This window comes from Streptomyces sp. S063, from assembly GCF_002832675.1.
Classification (GTDB): Bacteria; Actinomycetota; Actinomycetes; order Streptomycetales; family Streptomycetaceae; genus Streptomyces; species Streptomyces sindenensis.
On the sequence record NZ_CP021707.1, the window covers coordinates 3,856,880 to 3,872,295 of the forward strand.

Annotated in this window: 14 protein-coding genes; 8 read left to right on the forward strand and 6 right to left on the reverse strand. The window is 72.9% G+C overall.

The features are described 5' to 3' along the window. Positions 1 to 54 precede the first annotated feature (54 nt). Entirely contained in the window at positions 55 to 1,008 is a 954-nt protein-coding gene (gene sigJ, locus CCZ36_RS17670) for an RNA polymerase sigma factor SigJ (protein ID WP_069737705.1), read from the reverse strand. Positions 1,009 to 1,193: 185 nt separating this feature from the next. On the opposite strand from sigJ, the gene CCZ36_RS17675 reads away from it, so the two are divergent. From CCZ36_RS17675 to CCZ36_RS17700, 6 genes are all read left to right on the forward strand, one after another. Continuing rightward, positions 1,194 to 1,718, forward strand: a complete 525-nt coding sequence (locus CCZ36_RS17675; RefSeq protein WP_237302684.1) for a hypothetical protein — start codon at positions 1,194 to 1,196, stop codon at positions 1,716 to 1,718. Between the two features lie 9 nt (positions 1,719 to 1,727). Beyond that, positions 1,728 to 2,765 carry a DUF2797 domain-containing protein gene (locus CCZ36_RS17680; RefSeq protein ID WP_128818083.1) on the forward strand — a complete coding sequence of 346 codons (1,038 nt, stop codon included), beginning with the start codon at positions 1,728 to 1,730 and terminating at the stop codon, positions 2,763 to 2,765. 44 nt (positions 2,766 to 2,809) lie between these two features. Then, on the forward strand, positions 2,810 to 3,694 hold the full coding sequence (locus CCZ36_RS17685) for an amidohydrolase family protein (protein WP_128818084.1): 885 nt from the start codon (positions 2,810 to 2,812) through the stop codon (positions 3,692 to 3,694). A gap of 514 nt (positions 3,695 to 4,208) precedes the next feature. Beyond that, positions 4,209 to 4,865: a fasciclin domain-containing protein gene (locus CCZ36_RS17690; protein WP_069744299.1), complete on the forward strand. Its 657-nt coding sequence runs from the start codon at positions 4,209 to 4,211 to the stop codon at positions 4,863 to 4,865. A gap of 149 nt (positions 4,866 to 5,014) precedes the next feature. Then, complete coding sequence (locus CCZ36_RS17695; protein ID WP_128818085.1) at positions 5,015 to 5,761, forward strand: response regulator transcription factor; 747 nt, start codon at positions 5,015 to 5,017, stop codon at positions 5,759 to 5,761. A 36-nt stretch (positions 5,762 to 5,797) separates the two neighbouring features. Beyond that, complete coding sequence (locus CCZ36_RS17700; RefSeq protein ID WP_237302839.1) at positions 5,798 to 7,570, forward strand: sensor histidine kinase; 1,773 nt, start codon at positions 5,798 to 5,800, stop codon at positions 7,568 to 7,570. On the opposite strand, the gene CCZ36_RS17705 is transcribed toward CCZ36_RS17700, so the two are convergent. After that, positions 7,494 to 8,696 (reverse strand): serine hydrolase domain-containing protein, encoded by a 1,203-nt coding sequence (locus CCZ36_RS17705; protein WP_128818086.1) that lies wholly within the window; start codon positions 8,694 to 8,696, stop codon positions 7,494 to 7,496. The two genes, CCZ36_RS17700 and CCZ36_RS17705, sit on opposite strands and share 77 nt — an antisense overlap. 136 nt (positions 8,697 to 8,832) lie before the next feature. Further along, complete coding sequence (locus CCZ36_RS17710; protein ID WP_069737700.1) at positions 8,833 to 9,720, reverse strand: endonuclease/exonuclease/phosphatase family protein; 888 nt, start codon at positions 9,718 to 9,720, stop codon at positions 8,833 to 8,835. Positions 9,721 to 10,004: 284 nt separating this feature from the next. Between CCZ36_RS17710 and CCZ36_RS17715 the strand changes: the two genes are divergently transcribed. Together CCZ36_RS17715 and CCZ36_RS17725 are read left to right on the forward strand one after the other, a co-directional pair. Next, positions 10,005 to 11,573 (forward strand): DHA2 family efflux MFS transporter permease subunit, encoded by a 1,569-nt coding sequence (locus tag CCZ36_RS17715; RefSeq protein WP_128818087.1) that lies wholly within the window; start codon positions 10,005 to 10,007, stop codon positions 11,571 to 11,573. 318 nt (positions 11,574 to 11,891) lie between these two features. Next, positions 11,892 to 12,638 carry a TetR/AcrR family transcriptional regulator gene (locus CCZ36_RS17725; protein WP_069737698.1) on the forward strand — a complete coding sequence of 249 codons (747 nt, stop codon included), beginning with the start codon at positions 11,892 to 11,894 and terminating at the stop codon, positions 12,636 to 12,638. Here CCZ36_RS17725 and CCZ36_RS17730 read toward each other — a convergent pair. From CCZ36_RS17730 to CCZ36_RS17740, 3 genes are all read right to left on the reverse strand, one after another. After that, positions 12,632 to 13,621 carry an NAD(P)-dependent oxidoreductase gene (locus CCZ36_RS17730; protein ID WP_128819571.1) on the reverse strand — a complete coding sequence of 330 codons (990 nt, stop codon included), beginning with the start codon at positions 13,619 to 13,621 and terminating at the stop codon, positions 12,632 to 12,634. The genes CCZ36_RS17725 and CCZ36_RS17730 overlap by 7 nt on opposite strands. Positions 13,622 to 13,730: 109 nt before the next feature. After that, positions 13,731 to 14,201 (reverse strand): PPOX class F420-dependent oxidoreductase, encoded by a 471-nt coding sequence (locus CCZ36_RS17735; RefSeq protein WP_069737697.1) that lies wholly within the window; start codon positions 14,199 to 14,201, stop codon positions 13,731 to 13,733. Positions 14,202 to 14,327: 126 nt separating this feature from the next. Then, positions 14,328 to 15,146: a YceI family protein gene (locus tag CCZ36_RS17740; RefSeq protein ID WP_069737696.1), complete on the reverse strand. Its 819-nt coding sequence runs from the start codon at positions 15,144 to 15,146 to the stop codon at positions 14,328 to 14,330. Positions 15,147 to 15,416: the final 270 nt, after the last annotated feature.

The following is a 15,416-nucleotide window of genomic DNA, read 5'->3' on the forward strand; positions in this document are numbered from 1 at the left end:
CCCCTTGAACCGGGCAGGCCGTCGATTCCTGACAGGAGGTGACTGTGATGTGGGTCACATGTTCTGGTGGATGCGGAAGAGCGGGTCCCCGTGGTCCGTCGCCGCCCACTGCCGCGTCGCGCGTTCGAGCTTGTCCGGGTTGACCTGGCTGCGGAACGCGGCGATGCCGTCCGGCGTGAACTCCAGACAGATCACGCCGATGACCCGGTCGTCGACCAGGACCACCAGGGCGGGCAGCCCGTTGGCGGACGAGACATGGATCTCCGCGGTGCCGCCGATGAGCCGGCGGGCGGCCTGGTTCGGGGTGAACAGGCTCCGCATGAACGTCGCGACGGCCGCGGCCCCCTCGAACGCCTTCGCGCGGGCCGGTACCTTTCCGCCGCCGTCGCCGATCGCGATGGCGTCCGACGTGAGCAGCCGCACCAGCGGTTCGGTCCGGCCGCTGGTGGCCGCCGTCAGGAACTCCTCGACGATCCGCCGGGCCGCCGCCTCGTCGATCCCGGTACGGGCCCGGCCCGCCGCGATGTGCTTCTTGGCGCGGTGGAACAGCTGCTGGCTCGCGGACTCCGTGATGTCGAGGATCTCGGCGATCTTCCCGTGCGGGTACGCGAACGCCTCCCGCAGCACGTACACCACCCGCTCGTCGGGGGTCAGCCGCTCCATCAGAGTGAGGACCGCGAACGAGACCGATTCGCGCTGCTCGGCGGTGTCGGCCGGGCCGAGCATCGGGTCCCCGGGGAGCAGCGGCTCGGGCAGCCACTGGCCCACGTACGTCTCGCGGCGGGCGCGCGCCGAGGTGAGTTCGTTGAGGCAGACGTTGGTGAGGACCTTCGTCAGCCAGGCCTCGGGGACCTCGATGCGGTCGATGTCGGCGGCCTGCCAGCGCAGGAACGTGTCCTGTACGGCGTCCTCGGCGTCGCTCGCCGAGCCGAGGAGGCGGTAGGCGATGGCCTTGAGGCGGGGCATGGCAGCCTCGAACTGGTCCATCTGGTTCCCGGTCAGCGCCATGGTCCGGATCCTAACGGGGACGGCAGCGGGGACGGGAGCGGAAGCGGGCGTCGGCCGTTCGTCGTGGCAGGGGCGGGGTAGCCGACGCATTACGGGGCGTGCTGGGCGCCCCTCCGTTCGGAGGTGGGCACGATGGGAGCGAAGGGGCAGACGGGGCGGGGCGGTGGCGCGACCAGTGGTGGGCCGTGGGGCTGCTGGTCCTGGTGATCGGGGTCGCCGTCCGGCTGGCGTTCCGGGGCTGGTCGGCGTGGCCGGAGGCGTTGGCCGGCGGTGTCTTCTACGCCGGTTTCCTGACGTGGTTCCTGATGTGGCGCAGGCGGCGGGATGCGAAGGCCGTGGGCACCGACCCCGACAGGGTGCCGGAGCTGGAGCGCCGCATCGCGAAGAACGGTGAGCTGCCCGACGACCCGGCCGAGCAGGAGGCCATGATCCGGCTGATCCGGCGGCGGGAGGAGAAGCTGCGGCGCAGTCGGCGGTGGGCCTTCCCCCTGCTCGGGGTGATCTTCCTGGGGGTGCCGTTGCTCTGGTTCGCCTCCGGCGATGAGCCGGCGGGGCTGTGGACGCTCTGCTTCGGCGTGGCGTTCATGAGCTGGATGATCTGGTTCAACCGGCGCTTCGTGCGGCGCATGGTCGCGATGCGGCAGCGGATCGAAGGTGTCGGCGGCGTCGGCGGTGTCGGTGGGATCGAGGGTGCCGGAGGGCGCGCGTAGCATCCCCGGATGACGTGCGAGGTCCGGGAATCCGGTGGCGGGTGGTGGTGTGCCGGGGTGCGGTGGCCCCGGGAAGTGCCCGAGCTGGGGTGGAGCAGGGGCGGGCGGCGGCGGGTGAGTGTGCTCGCGTACGGGGCCGGCCTCGGGTTCCGGGCCGTCGGGGAGCGGCACTGTGTGGGGGCCCGGGGGAACGTGTGCCCATTGGGGGCCGTGGTGCCGGGGCGCTCGACCGGGGGGCGGTGCGCGGAGTGTGCGCGGCTGGACCGGGCGCATTCGGTGGCCGCCGACACGATGGCGGACGACCCTCGGACGTACCGCGTGTATCTCGCCTGGTTCGGGCCCGGCATGGTCAAGGTCGGGATCACCGGGGAGGAGCGCGGGGCCGCCCGGCTGCGGGAGCAGGGGGCCGTGGTCTTCAGCTGGCTGGGGCGCGGGCCCCTCATGGCGGCCCGGCGGACCGAGGAGGTGCTGCGGGCGGCCCTCGGGGTGCCCGACCGGATCCCGTACGCCAAGAAGCGGGCCGTGCGGGGGCGGTTGCCGGGGCCGGAGGAGCGGGCCCGGGCGGTGGCGGAGCTGTACGCGCGGGCGGCGGCGCTCGAAGGGCGTGGCTGGCCGGAGTCGTTGGAGCGGCTGCCTCTCGAAGTCGTCGATCAGATGGGCATTTTCGGGCTCGACCGTGCGCCCGAGTCCACGTCCGCACCCGAGTCCGCGTCAGTGTCCGAGTCCGCGTCCGGGCCCGTCCGGGCGGTGCGGGAGCTGGTCGACGGGGGAGTCGTCGCGGGGCGGCTCGTCGCGGCGGCCGGGCCCGATCTGCACCTCGCGGTGGCGGGCGGGGGCGTGGTCGTGCTGGACACGCGGTTGATCACCGGATGGGATCTGACGGCGGTGCCCCAGGTGGGGCAGGTGGGGCAGGTGGGCCAGGTGCCCCAGGTGGGCCAGGGGACCCAGGGGTCCCATATGTCCCTGGTGCCCCACGCGATCGGGAGCGATGTACGTGTCCCCCTCATCGACATCGGCGGCGGTGGTGTGCAGGGTGGGTTGTTCTGAACGACCGGGTGGGTTGTTCCGGACGACCGGCGAAAGGGCTGCGCATGGAGACGGGAAGCGATGACGTGGTGCGGTTCCGGGAGCGGCTCGGGCTGCCCGGGATCATCGACGTGCACACCCACTTCATGCCCGAGCAGGTCCTGCGCAAGGTGTGGGCCTACTTCGACGCGGCCGGCCCGCTCACCGGGCTGGAGTGGCCGATCACCTACCGGTACGAGGAGGAGCGCCGGCTCGCCCTGCTGCGGGCGTTCGGGGTGGTCCGCTTCACCGCCATGCTCTACCCGCACAAGCCCGGCATGGCCCGCTGGCTGAACGGCTGGGCCGCCGGCTTCGCCGCCCGGACCCCGGACTGTCTGCACACCGCGACCCTCTTCCCGGAGGAAGGCGTCGAGGTGTACGTGAAGGAGGCCGTCGAGGCGGGGGCGCGGGTGTTCAAGTCGCACCTTCAGGTGGGTGCCTACGACGCCAATGATCCGTTGCTGGACGCCGTGTGGGGGCTGCTCGCCGAGGCCGGGATTCCGGTGGTCATGCACTGCGGGTCGGGGCCCGCGCCGGGGAAGTTCACCGGGCCCGGGCCGGTGGGGCGGCTGCTGGCGCGGCACCCCCGGCTGCGGCTGATCGTCGCGCACATGGGGATGCCGGAGTACGCGGAGTTCCTGGCGCTGGCGGAGGCGTATCCGGAGGTCCGGCTCGACACGACCATGGCGTTCACCGACTTCAGCGAGCGGCTCAGCCCCTTCCCGGCGGCCGAGCACGGGCGGCTCGCCGACCTCGGGGACCGCATCCTGCTGGGCACGGACTTCCCGAACATCCCCTACCCGTACGTCCATCAGCTGGAGGCGCTGGAACGGCTCGGGCTCGGCGACGCGTGGTTGCGGGCGGTCTGTTACGGGAACGCCGCCGCGTTGTTCGAGCTGCGGGACGCCTGAGGCAGCGGTCGACCTGTTGTGGGGCGCCCCAGGAGAGTGGCGCCCCACAACGGCCCGCCCTCCACGGATCTTTCACCTTGGGGGGCGAGACGAGGTTCCCCCGCAGCCAACGGGGCGACCTCGTCGTGTGCGGGGCCTCCTCCTGACGCCCGCTCACATCCGGTATTCGCCGCGGCAGGGGCGTCGGATTGGTCGGTCCCGGCATGACACCCGTACGGGCTAACCGAGGCAGGGTGCCCGACGGCCGGGGCGCGACGGACGAAGTTTTCTCGTCTTACGACCAATCCGTCTGCGCGACGGCTCCGGATAGCTGACATGAGGATCAGAGACGCACAACCGATCCGCAGCACAGCGGACGTCGCCCCCCACCCGCTTCACGGACGAGCGCTCTGAACCGAGCCGCCCCGCGCCCGGGGCGGCACCCGACCTGACGTCAGCACTGCGGGACACGGAGCCGATCCCCACCTGTCGGCCACCACGCAGCGCTACCGATAGAACACGCAGGAGATATCTCATGACTGCCTTCCGTTACCGCCGCGCCGCCCTCGCCCTCACCGCCGCCGCGGTCCTCCCGCTCACGCTGACCGCCTGCGGCGGGGACGACAGCTCCTCCGACGCCGCCGCAGACAAGGCATCGAGCTCCGCCCCCGCGGAGGACAAGTCGAGCGCGCCGGAAGAAGGCGCCACCCCGGCCGACGGCCCGTTCGGCCCGGCCTGCGCCACCGTCCCGAAGGACGGCGCGGGTTCCTTCGACGGCATGGCCCAGGACCCGGTGGCCACCGCCGCCTCGAACAATCCGGCCCTGTCCACCCTGGTCACGGCGGTGAAGAAGGCCGGTCTCGTCGACACCCTCAACAACGCCGAGAACATCACCGTGTTCGCCCCGACCAACGACGCCTTCGCCAAGATCCCGAAGGCCGACCTGGACAAGGTGCTGGCCGACAAGGAGATGCTCACCAGCATCCTCACCTACCACGTCGTCGGCGAGAAGCTCTCCCCCACGCAGCTGGAGAGCGGCACCTACGACACCCTCCAGAAGTCCTCCCTCACCACCAAGGGCTCCGGCGAGAACTACACCGTCAACGACACCTCCAAGGTCGTCTGCGGCAACGTTCCCACCGCCAACGCCACCGTCCACATCGTCGACACCGTTCTCATGCCCAAGAGCTGAGGCCTCCCGCCTCGTACGGGACCGGCCCCGAGTCAGCCTCGCCGACTCCGGGCCGGCTCCTGGGCGATGCCCTCAGCCGTGACGATTTCTCAGGGAATTCACAGGAACGGGTCAGGCTTCTCTCACGGGCGCCTCACAGGGTGGGTCCCATGACGACGACGACCTCGCCCCAGCGGCGTACCGAACTGCTCAGGCCGGACCGCACCCCCGTCCGGGTCCTGGTCGTGGACGACGAGGCTCCGCTCACCGAGCTGCTCTCGATGGCCCTGCGCTACGAGGGGTGGGAGGTGCGCAGCGCCGGGGACGGGGCCGCGGCGCTCCGGGCGGCACGCGACTTCCGCCCGGACGCGGTGGTCCTGGACGTGATGCTCCCGGACATGGACGGGCTGGCCGTGCTGGGCCGGCTGCGCCGTGAGTACGCCGATGTGCCCGTCCTCTTCCTGACCGCCCGGGACGCCGTCGAGGACCGGATCGCCGGGCTCACCGCGGGCGGCGACGACTACGTCACCAAGCCGTTCAGCCTGGAGGAGGTCGTGGCCCGGCTGCGCGGGCTCATCCGCCGCTCGGGTTCGGCCGTCGCCGCGGGGCGCGGCGAGTCCACGCTGACCGTCGGGGACCTGGTGCTCGACGAGGACAGCCACGAGGTGTGGCGGGGCGGCGAGGCGATTCACGTCACCGCCACCGAGTTCGAGCTGCTGCGCTTCCTGATGCGCAACCCGCGCCGCGTGCTCAGCAAGGCCCAGATCCTCGACCGGGTCTGGAACTACGACTTCGGCGGCCAGGCCAACGTCGTCGAGCTCTACATCTCCTACCTCCGCAAGAAGATCGACGCCGGGCGCACGCCGATGATCCACACCCGGCGCGGCGCGGGGTATCTGATCAAGCCCGGTGAGTAGGGGCCCGTCATGAAGGCGATGAGGGCCGTGCAGGCCATGAAGGTGCTGCGCAGGCCCTGGACGCTGCGGACCCGGCTCGTCGTCTCCGCCGTGTCCCTGATCGCCGTCGTCGCGGCCGTCATCGCGTCCGTCACCGCGACCGCCTTCCACAGCTACATGTACGGCAAACTCGACGATCAGCTGCACTCCGTCGTCGAGCGGGCCGAACGGCCACCGGGCCCCCTTCCACTGCCCGACGCGACGCGCGAGGCGGGCCCGCTCGGCTTCGTCGGCGGGGGCGGGCAGCCGCTCGGCACGTTCGGGGCGCTCGTCGACGGCGACGGGGACATCACCGCGTCGAAGGTCGTCGAGGACAGCGGGCTCCGCGCCCAGGAGAGCGCCGAGCCGCTGACAGCGGAGCAGCGGAGCGCGCTGGAGGCTGCCGGTCCGGGGAGCGGCGAAGGGGCCCGGAGCGTCGAACTGCCCGGGCTCGGCGGCTACCGGGTCGAGGCCACGACCACCGCCGAGGGGCACACCGTCCTCGTCGGCATTCCCAGCGCCGAGGTGAGCGGGGCGCTGACCACCCTGATCGTCGTCGAGATCTGCGTCACCGCCGCCGGGCTGATCGCCGCCTCGATCGCCGGCACCGCGCTCGTCGGGGTGGCCCTGCGGCCGTTGCGCAGGGTCGCCGCCACGGCCACCCGGGTTTCCGAACTCCCCCTGCACAGCGGTGAGGTGACGCTCCTCGAACGCGTCCCGGACGCCGAGGCCGATCCCCGTACCGAGGTCGGACAGGTGGGCGCGGCGCTGAACCGGATGCTGGGGCACGTCGGTTCGGCCCTGGCCGCCCGCCAGGAGAGCGAGACGCGGGTCCGGCAGTTCGTCGCCGACGCCGGCCACGAGCTGCGTACGCCGCTGGCCTCGATCCGGGGATACGCCGAGCTGACCCGCCGCGCGGGCGGGGGAGGGCCGGGCCCGGGCGGGGGAGGGCCGGGCCCGGGCCCGGAGCCGGTCACCCGGCACGTGTGGACGCGCCCGGAACCCGACCCCGTCACCCGGCACGCGCTGGGGCGGATCGAGTCGGAGGCGGACCGGATGACGGGGCTGGTGGAGGATCTGCTGTTGTTGGCCCGGCTGGACGCCGGACGCCCGCTCTCGTACGGCACGACCGATCTGCTGCCGCTGGTCGTGGACGCGCTGAGCGACGCCCGGGCGGCGGACCAACGGGGAACGGACGCGAACGCCCGGCACCGCTGGCGGCTCGAACTGCCCGGGCCCGCCGAGCCCGTGACCGTACGCGCCGATCCCGACCGGCTCCGGCAGGTGCTGGTCAACCTGCTCGCCAACGCCCGGACGCACACCCCGCCGGGGACCACCGTCACGGTCTCCGTGCAACCGCCCGTACGCGCCGGGGGACCGGTCACGCTGGAAGTGCGCGACGACGGGCCCGGGATCCCGGCCGGGCTGCTGCCGCACGTCTTCGAACGGTTCGCCCGCGGGGACGCCTCCCGGGCACGGGGCGCCGACGACGGCGGAGCGACCGGTTCCACCGGGCTCGGCCTCGCCATCGTGCAGGCCGTCGTCTCCGCGCACGGCGGCCGCGTACGGGTGGAGTCCACCCCGGGCCGGACGGTCTTCGCGGTCGAGCTGCCCGCGGACCGCGTCCCGACGGACCGTGTCCCGGCGGGCGACGACGTGATCGGCGCGGACTCACAGGTCCGGAACAGGATGGCCGTGACGTACGCGGCCGGGATCAGAACCCGGCCGCGTACGTCCAGAAGTCCCGCATCACCCCGGGCGCGGCCGGTCCGCTCATCTCCATCTGGGTGAGCAGGACGGCGACCGTGCCCGTGGCCGGGATGACATGGGCCGTGGTGCCGGTGCCGCCGACCCAGCCGTAGCGGCCGAGTACGTTCCAGGGGGCGGCGATCTCGACGTCCACCGCGCCGCCGAACCCCCAGCCCTGGCCCTCCGTGAACAGCCCGCCGGCGGTGCGCTGTTCCGCGGTCAGGTGGTCGGTGATCATCTGCCGGACGGACTCGCCGGCCAGTACCCGGTCACCGGCGTCGTTCAGACCCTCGGCGAGCAGCATCCGGCCGAAGGCCCACCAGTCGTCGACGGTCGAGACGAGGCCTCCGGCGCCGGACGGGAACGGGGGCGGGCTGCTCCACTGCCCGTCCGGGGCGTCGATCAGCTCGGGCCCGCCTCCGCCCCCGCCCCCGCCCCCGGCATCGTTCCCGCCGCCGTCCCCGCCCGCCCCGGCCCGGTAGTAGCCGGTGAACCGGTCCAGCGCGGCGGGCCCGACCCAGAACCCGGTGTCCTTCATGCCGAGGGGCTCGAAGATCCGCTCGGCCAGGTACGCGGGCAGCGGCCGGTCGGCGACCCGGGCGACGAGGACGCCGAGGATGTCGGAGCACGTGTTGTAGAGCCAGCCGTCGCCCGGCTGGTGCAGCAGAGGGACACGGGAGAGCGTGGCCATCCAGGCGTCCGGCGCGGGCACCGCCAGCGGCTGTGGCGGGCCCTGTTTCAGCTCGGCGAAGAGCGGGGCCACGGCCGGGAGCGAGAAGTCGGACGGGAAGCCGTAGCCGGCCCGGAAGGTCAGCAGGTCCAGGAGGGTGATCGGGCGGACGGCCGACACCACGTCGTCGACCGGGCTCTCCGGCGTCCGGACGACCAGGGGCGAGGCCAGCTCGGGCAGCCAGGCCGCGACCGGGTCGGCGGGGGCGATCAGGCCGTCGTCGACGAGCGTCATGGCGGCCGCCGCCACGATCGGTTTGGTGATCGAGGCGAGGCGGAACAGCGAGTCCCGCCGCATCGGCGCGGACCCTGCGAGGCCGGTCGTACCGGCGGACACGACCTCGACCCGCTCGCCCCGGGCGACCAGTGCCACCGCGCCCGGCATCGACCCTTCGGCGATGTGGGTGCTCAGCAGTTCGTGCAGGGTGGTGGTGGTCATGACCGTCCTTCGTCCGTCCGGTACCGCGAGGTCTTCCACGGCGGCCTCGGTGAGGAGGACGCGCCCCAGCCGCAAAAGGAAGCATTCGAGCCGAAAAAGGAGACTCCGGGAGCGCCCTGAACTCATCGCCCCGTCGTCACCGCCTGCGGAGCAGCAGGTCCGCCACCACCGCCCGGTGGTCGGACGCAAGGCTCTGAGGCACCCAGGCCTTCCGCACGCCGATCCTGTCCTTCGACACCGCCACGAAGTCGATCCGCTTGACCGGGTCCTGGGCCGGGAACGTGGGAGCGCCCGGGTCCGCGTCCGCCAGCTCCCGCCACAGCGGGGCCAGTTCGGGGGCGGCGGGCTCGGCGTTGAAGTCGCCGAGCAGGACCTGGGGGCCCCGGTCCTCGGCCATGATCCGCCGGGTGTCGGCGACCTGGGCGACGCGGACGGCGGGGTCCGGGCGGTAGTCGAGGTGGGTCACGTACACGTGCACCGGCAGCCCCCGTACCCGTACGACGACCTCGCCGAACCCCGGGGCGGGCGCGGGCACCGGGTCCGGGTCCTGGGTCGAGAGGCGGGTGATCTCGTGGTTCTCGGCGCTCACGATCCGGTGCCGCGACAGCACGGCCACCCCGTACTCGGCCCGGGGCCCGCCCGGTTCGGCCGGGTCGAGGCTGTAGATCGGCGCGAAGGAGACGTGCATCCGCAGCCGCCGGGCCAGTTCACCCGCGAGATCCCGCCATTCGCTGCGGGAGCCCCAGTGCCGGTCGACCTCCTGAAGCCCGATCACATCGGCTTGTAGTGACCGGAGATCGGCTGTCTGGCGGTCCAGGTCGAAGACGCCGTCCATGCCCGCACCGGCATGGATGTTGTACGTGGCGACCCGCAGCGGCAGGCCCCGGCCGCCGGCCCCGACCGCTTCACCGGAAGGGGAGCGGTGGGCCGACGCGGCAGCGGCGGGCGGTGCGAGGAGCGCCCCCAGGAGGGAGGCGGCGAGGAGGAGTTGAGGGACACGAGACGAACGGCGACGCAGCGACATGGCTCTCCCGAGGGCCGGAAATCGCGCACTTTGTCAGAAAACTTGTCAGGTAAGCGTCGAGAACCGTACCGCCGGGTCGCCGGTCGGGTCCCGGCGGCGCGGCCGGTCCGGCTCCGGAAAATCGACTTGTACGTCGTACAGGAACTGCCTTACGGTGTACGAGACAGGGTCCTGTACGCCGTACAACAACTGCTGTGCGGCCACCGCCGTGCGGCAACCGCCGGCCGGGCCGCCACCGGCCGCACCAGCACGGGCCACCACCCCATGGAGAGCGAGGAGCCCGCATGACGGCGCCCGCCGCAGAGCGACCCGACACCTCCCACCAGGGATATCCGCAACGCTGGCTGATCCTCGGCGTCATCTGCCTGGCCCAGCTCACGGTGCTGCTCGACAACACCGTCCTCAACGTCGCGATCCCCTCCCTCACCTCGGAGCTGCACGCGTCCACCGCCGACGTGCAGTGGATGATCAACGCCTACTCGCTCGTCCAGGCGGGTCTTCTGCTCACCGCGGGCAGCTCGGCGGACCGCTACGGGCGGAAGAAGATGCTGATGGTGGGCCTCGCCCTGTTCGGCGTCGGCTCGCTCGCGGCCGGGCTCGCCCAGTCCTCCGGTCAGCTCATCGCGGCCCGTGCCGGGATGGGCTTCGGCGGTGCGCTGCTGCTCACCACGACGCTCGCGGTCGTGGTCCAGATCTTCGACGAGACCGAGCGCGTCAAGGCGATCGGCATCTGGTCGACCGTCTCCTCCCTGGGGTTCGCGGCGGGCCCGCTGTTCGGCGGGTTCGTCCTCGACCACTTCTGGTGGGGCGCGATCTTCCTCATCAACATCCCGGTCGCCCTGATCGCCCTCGTGGCCGTCGTCCGGCTCGTACCGGAGTCCAAGTCCGGCCAGGGGCAGCGGCCCGACCTGCTGGGCGCGCTGCTCTCCACGATCGGTATGACCGCCGCCGTCTTCGCGATCATCTCCGGGCCCGAGCACGGCTGGGGCTCCGGCCGGGTGCTGCTGACGGCGTTCCTCGGCGTGGCCGTGCTGGCCGGGTTCGTGCTGTGGGAGCTGCACATCCCGAACCCGATGCTGGACATGCACTTCTTCCGGAACCAGAAGTTCACCGGCGCGGTGGCGGGCGTGATCCTGGTCGCCTTCGGGATGACCGGCTCGCTCTTCCTGCTCACCCAGCACCTTCAGTTCGTCCTCGGGTACGGGCCGTTGGAGGCGGGTCTGCGGACGGCCCCGATGGCGCTCACCGTGGTCGCCCTCAACCTCACGGGACTGGGCGCGCGGATGGTCCAGAAGGTCGGCACTCCCCTCGTCATCGGGGCGGGGATGAGCTGCCTGGCGGCCGGCCTCGTCGCCATCGCGGTGCTCGGCGGGGGCGACGGCGGGTACGGCGGCATGCTGTTCGGCCTGATCGTGATGGGCGCGGGCGTCGCCCTCGCCATGCCCGCGATGGCCAACGCGATCATGAGCGCCATCCCGCCGGAGAAGGCCGGGGTCGGCGCGGCGGTCAACGGCACGCTCGCGGAGTTCGGCAACGGGCTCGGGGTCGCGGTGCTCGGCGCGGTCCTCAACGCCCGGTTCGCCGCGCTCGTACCGGCCGCCGTCGGCGCCGCCTCGCTGCCCGCGGCCCTGGCCGCCGCCGACGGGCCCGCCGCCCGGGAGCAGATCAAGGACGCGTTCGCGGCGGGCCTGGAGACCAGCCAGCTCGTCGGCGCGGTGGCGGTGCTGGCGGGCGGCCTGCTCGCCGCGCTGCTGCTGCGCCGGGCCGAGCGGGTGCAAGCGACAGCGGAGGAGCGGGCGGTCGACGCTTCGCAGGCGGGGGACCGGGCAGAATCGACGGGACCGGCGGCATAGCATCGGATACGAGGCGCGTACCGGACCGTCAGCGTCCGGTAGGCCGTTTTCCGGCGGGGCCCCCACGGCCCGGCGTTCGGCAGGACCGCTCGGTGGCCGATCCGAGCACGACGAGGAGAGTGCGCCATGGTGTCCGGGCCCGGTTCCGAACCCGATTCCGCGTCTGAGCCGACGTCAGGCGCTGGTTGCCCGACCGGATCAGCGGCTTCCGCTTCCGCTTCCGCTTCCGAGCCCCCTCCCTCTACTGCTTCCGCTGCCTCCTCCGCTTCCGCTCCCCCTTCCGCTTCCGCCTCGTCCGGCGGTTCGAAAGGCGCCGCCGTGCAGACCAGCGTGTGGCTGGGCCGCACGGCCCCCTCGCGCTCGCGTCGGACCGAGTCCCCGGCAGGCCTGGACCGCAACCGGATCACCGAGGCGTCGGTGCGGCTGCTGGACGCCGATGGACTCGCCAAGTTCTCGATGCGCCGGCTCGCCGCCGAGCTGGACGTCACCGCGATGTCCCTCTACTGGTACGTCGACACCAAGGACGACCTCCTGGAGCTGGCCCTCGACTCGGTGTACGCCGAGATCGACCGGCCCCGCGAGGACGCCGACTGGCGGGACCGGCTGCGGGAGCTGGCCCGCAGCTACCGCGAACTCCTCGTCCGCCACATCTGGATCTCGCCGCTGGCCGGGACGTTCCTCAACATCGGCCCGAACTCCATGCTGTTCTCGTACGCCGTCCAGGACGTGATCCGGGACACCGGTCTGCCCCTGGAGCGGCAGACGGGCGCGCTCTCGGCGGTCTTCCAGTTCGTGTACGGATTCGGCACCGTCGAGGGCAACTTCAAGGCGCGGTGCGACGCGACCGGGCTCACCCAGGACGCGTACCACCAGCGGGCGATGGGCACGATCCGCGCGGAGCCGCGCCTGCGGGAGATCTCCGACTACTCCGACGAGATCATGTCGGCCCGGGGCGGCGAGACGGTCGAGGAGATGCGCGAGCGGGACTTCGTCTTCGCGCTGGACCTGGTGATCGCGGGCATCGAGGCGGTCCGCGACCGGTCGGGCTCCCCGGCTTCTCAGTAGCCGCGTCCCGTGTCCACCGTCAGCCCGGGGCGGCGGCCCGCCGTCACGTCCTCCCAGCAGGCGGCGAAGTCCACGGCGATGTCCTCGTCGGTGGTGATTCCCGCGGAGTGCGAGGTGATGACCGTACGGGGAAGCTTCCACACGGGGTCCTGGGGCGCGGCCGGTTCCGCGGGCAGCACGTCCAGTACCGCCCGCCGCACCCGGCCGTCCCGCAGCGCCGCCTCCAGCGCCCCCATGTCCACGGTCGCGCCCCGCCCCACGTTGACGAACGTCGCCCCGCGCAGCGCCGCGAACCGCCCGGCCCCGAAGAAGCCCTCCGTGGCCGCCGTCAACGGCAGGGTGGAGATCACCCAGCGGGCCTCACCCAGCGCCCCGGTGTCCTCGGCGGCCCCGATCACCCGGTCGAAGCCCGGCGGCACCACGCGGGCGGTGCCCGGAGCCGGCCCGTACCGCGCGGTGCGGGCGACGCCCACGGTCCGCACCCCGCAGGCCGCGAGGAGCCGCCCGACCGCCGCGCCGATGCGGCCGGTGCCGTAGACCAGGGCGGTCTGCCCGGCGACGAGCTCGGAGGGGAGGCGCTCCCAGTGCGCGCGGGCGTGCCGGTCGGTGAACTCCGGTACGGACTGGCATTCGGCGAGCATCCAGCCCAGGACGTACTGGGCGATCCGCTCGCCCATCCGGCCCACGGTCCGGGTCAGGAGCGCCGGGGCGGGCCAGGGGCCCCCGGCGAGCAGCGGGTCCGTCCCCGCGTTGACGCTGTGGAACCAGAGCAGCCGGTCCGTCCGCAGGGTGTCGGGCAGCGCGTCGCCCACGCAGAGGAGGGGCGCGTCGGACGGGGGCGGAACATCCGTCAGGGGCTCCGCGCGCCGCCCGGTGATCCGCTCCAACTCCCCCACGAGGCCGGCGTCCAGCGAGGGCGCGACCAGCAACCGGGCCAGAGCCAGGGCACCGGCGGCGGGCAGCGACGGGGGCGGCACGGGCAGCCCGCACGCGAGAGGCGAGTAAGGCTGCCCGGCGACGGGGTTCTCCGGAACGGGCCCGCTGCTCCCGCTCACCGCGTTCGCCGCTCCGCTGCTCTCGCTCATGGTCGGCTCAGCTCCCCGGGGCCAGGTGGGCCGGAAAGCCGCCGGTGGCGACGGGGCCCCAGCGCTCCGGGGTGACCCGGATGATCGACTTGCCCTGCTTCAGCATCGCCGCCCGGTACTCGTCCCAGTCCGGATGCTCCCCCGAGATGTTCCGGAAGTACTCCACCAGCGGCTCGACCGAGTCCGGGGCGTCGATGACCTCCGCCGCGCCGTCGACCTGCACCCACGGCCCGTCCCACGCGTCCGACAGCACGATCACGCTGACCCGCTCGTCGCGCCGGGCGTTGCGGGTCTTGGCGCGCTCGGGGTACGTCGACATGACGATCCGCCCCGCGTCGTCCACGCCACACGTCAGCGGGGACCCCTGAGGGCGGCCGTCGGCCCGGGTGGTGAGCAGGACCGCCCGGTGCCGGGGGCGTACGAACGCCAGCAACTCATCGAGGTCCACGGCGGTGTTGGTCGCGATGTTCGGTGCCATGCCCACCACCCTACGACCGGGCCGTGCGGCCACTCGGGAAGCGCCTCGCCCACGCCAGGCACGACGCGGGCCGGCCCACGCCAGGCACAAGGCGGGCCGGCCCACGACCGGGGCGAGGCGGGCGGGTCACGCCATGGGCAGTGCCTCGCCCTGCACCGCCTGGATGTCCAGCTCCACGCGCAGGGTCGTGCCGATCGCGGAGATGCCCGCCTGGACGACCTGGTTGTAGTTCATCGCGAAGTCGTCGCGGCGCAGTTCGGCGGTGGCGTGGAAGGCCGCGCGCACCCCGCCCCACGGGTCGGGCCCGGTGCCGAGGTAGGTCAGGTCCAGGTCGACGGGGCGCGAGACGCCGTGCATGGTCAGCTCACCGTGCACGGTCCAGCGGTCGGGGCCTGCCGGATCCAGCGCGGTGGAGCTGTAGGCGATCTCCGGGTATCGGTCCACGTCCAGGAAGTCCGGTGAGCGCAGGTGCTTGTCCCGCATGCCGTTGCCGGTGTCGATGCTGGCCGCCCTGATGACGGCGTCGACCCGGGAGCCGCCGATCTCCTCGGCGATCTCGATCCGGCCGCCGAAGTCGGTGAACCGGCCGCGCACGCTGGAGATCCCCAGGTGCTGGGCGACCGCGCCCACCGAGGAGTGCGCGGGGTCCAGGGACCAGGCGCCCGGCGGCGGCAGCTCCACCCCGCCCTGCCGGGCCAGCACGATCTGACCGGCCTCGATCCGGCCGCTCGCGGTGACGAGGGCGGTGGAGGCGGCGGGGGCGTACCCGACCGCCGTGACGATCACCGTGTACGCGCCGGCCGTCAGGGCACCGTCCGTGCGGACGGCCCCGTCCTCGTCGGCCGCGGCCCGCAGCACCTGGGCGCCGGTCATGTCGGTGACCGTCACGACGGCGTGCTGGACCGCCCAGCCGTCCCGCGTCCGTACCTGTGCGCGAAGTCCCATCCGTATCTCTCCCAGAAGCCCTAGCCCGATGACCCGACGGAACGTGGGGGTCACATGAGTCGGGCCCCGGGGCGGTCACGGTCGGCCGTCCCCTGCCTGCCGTACCCGCCCCCGGGGCCCCTATCCACCCGGTCGTGACAGCCTCTCCGCTGGAAGTGCCGCCCGACCAGGGGTCTTCGCGATCCCTTCACGTGCTCACGCGCTTTTCACGCGCACATCAGCCCGTGCGTACGTGAGCCCGTGAGCCCGTCCGTACGTGAGCCGTGAGCC

Bases quoted from the DNA above. Each gene is read 5' to 3' on its own strand.
- CCZ36_RS17710 (WP_069737700.1), bottom strand. From the start codon at position 9,720: ATGTCGCTGCGTCGCCGTTCGTCTCGTGTCCCTCAACTCCTCCTCGCC.
- CCZ36_RS17740 (WP_069737696.1), bottom strand. From the start codon at position 15,146: ATGGGACTTCGCGCACAGGTACGGACGCGGGACGGCTGGGCGGTCCAG.
- sigJ (WP_069737705.1), bottom strand. From the start codon at position 1,008: ATGGCGCTGACCGGGAACCAGATGGACCAGTTCGAGGCTGCCATGCCC.
- CCZ36_RS17705 (WP_128818086.1), bottom strand. From the start codon at position 8,696: ATGACCACCACCACCCTGCACGAACTGCTGAGCACCCACATCGCCGAA.
- CCZ36_RS17695 (WP_128818085.1), top strand. From the start codon at position 5,015: ATGACGACGACGACCTCGCCCCAGCGGCGTACCGAACTGCTCAGGCCG.
- CCZ36_RS17685 (WP_128818084.1), top strand. From the start codon at position 2,810: ATGGAGACGGGAAGCGATGACGTGGTGCGGTTCCGGGAGCGGCTCGGG.
- CCZ36_RS17680 (WP_128818083.1), top strand. From the start codon at position 1,728: ATGACGTGCGAGGTCCGGGAATCCGGTGGCGGGTGGTGGTGTGCCGGG.
- CCZ36_RS17715 (WP_128818087.1), top strand. From the start codon at position 10,005: ATGACGGCGCCCGCCGCAGAGCGACCCGACACCTCCCACCAGGGATAT.
- CCZ36_RS17690 (WP_069744299.1), top strand. From the start codon at position 4,209: ATGACTGCCTTCCGTTACCGCCGCGCCGCCCTCGCCCTCACCGCCGCC.
- CCZ36_RS17700 (WP_237302839.1), top strand. From the start codon at position 5,798: ATGAAGGTGCTGCGCAGGCCCTGGACGCTGCGGACCCGGCTCGTCGTC.
- CCZ36_RS17735 (WP_069737697.1), bottom strand. From the start codon at position 14,201: ATGGCACCGAACATCGCGACCAACACCGCCGTGGACCTCGATGAGTTG.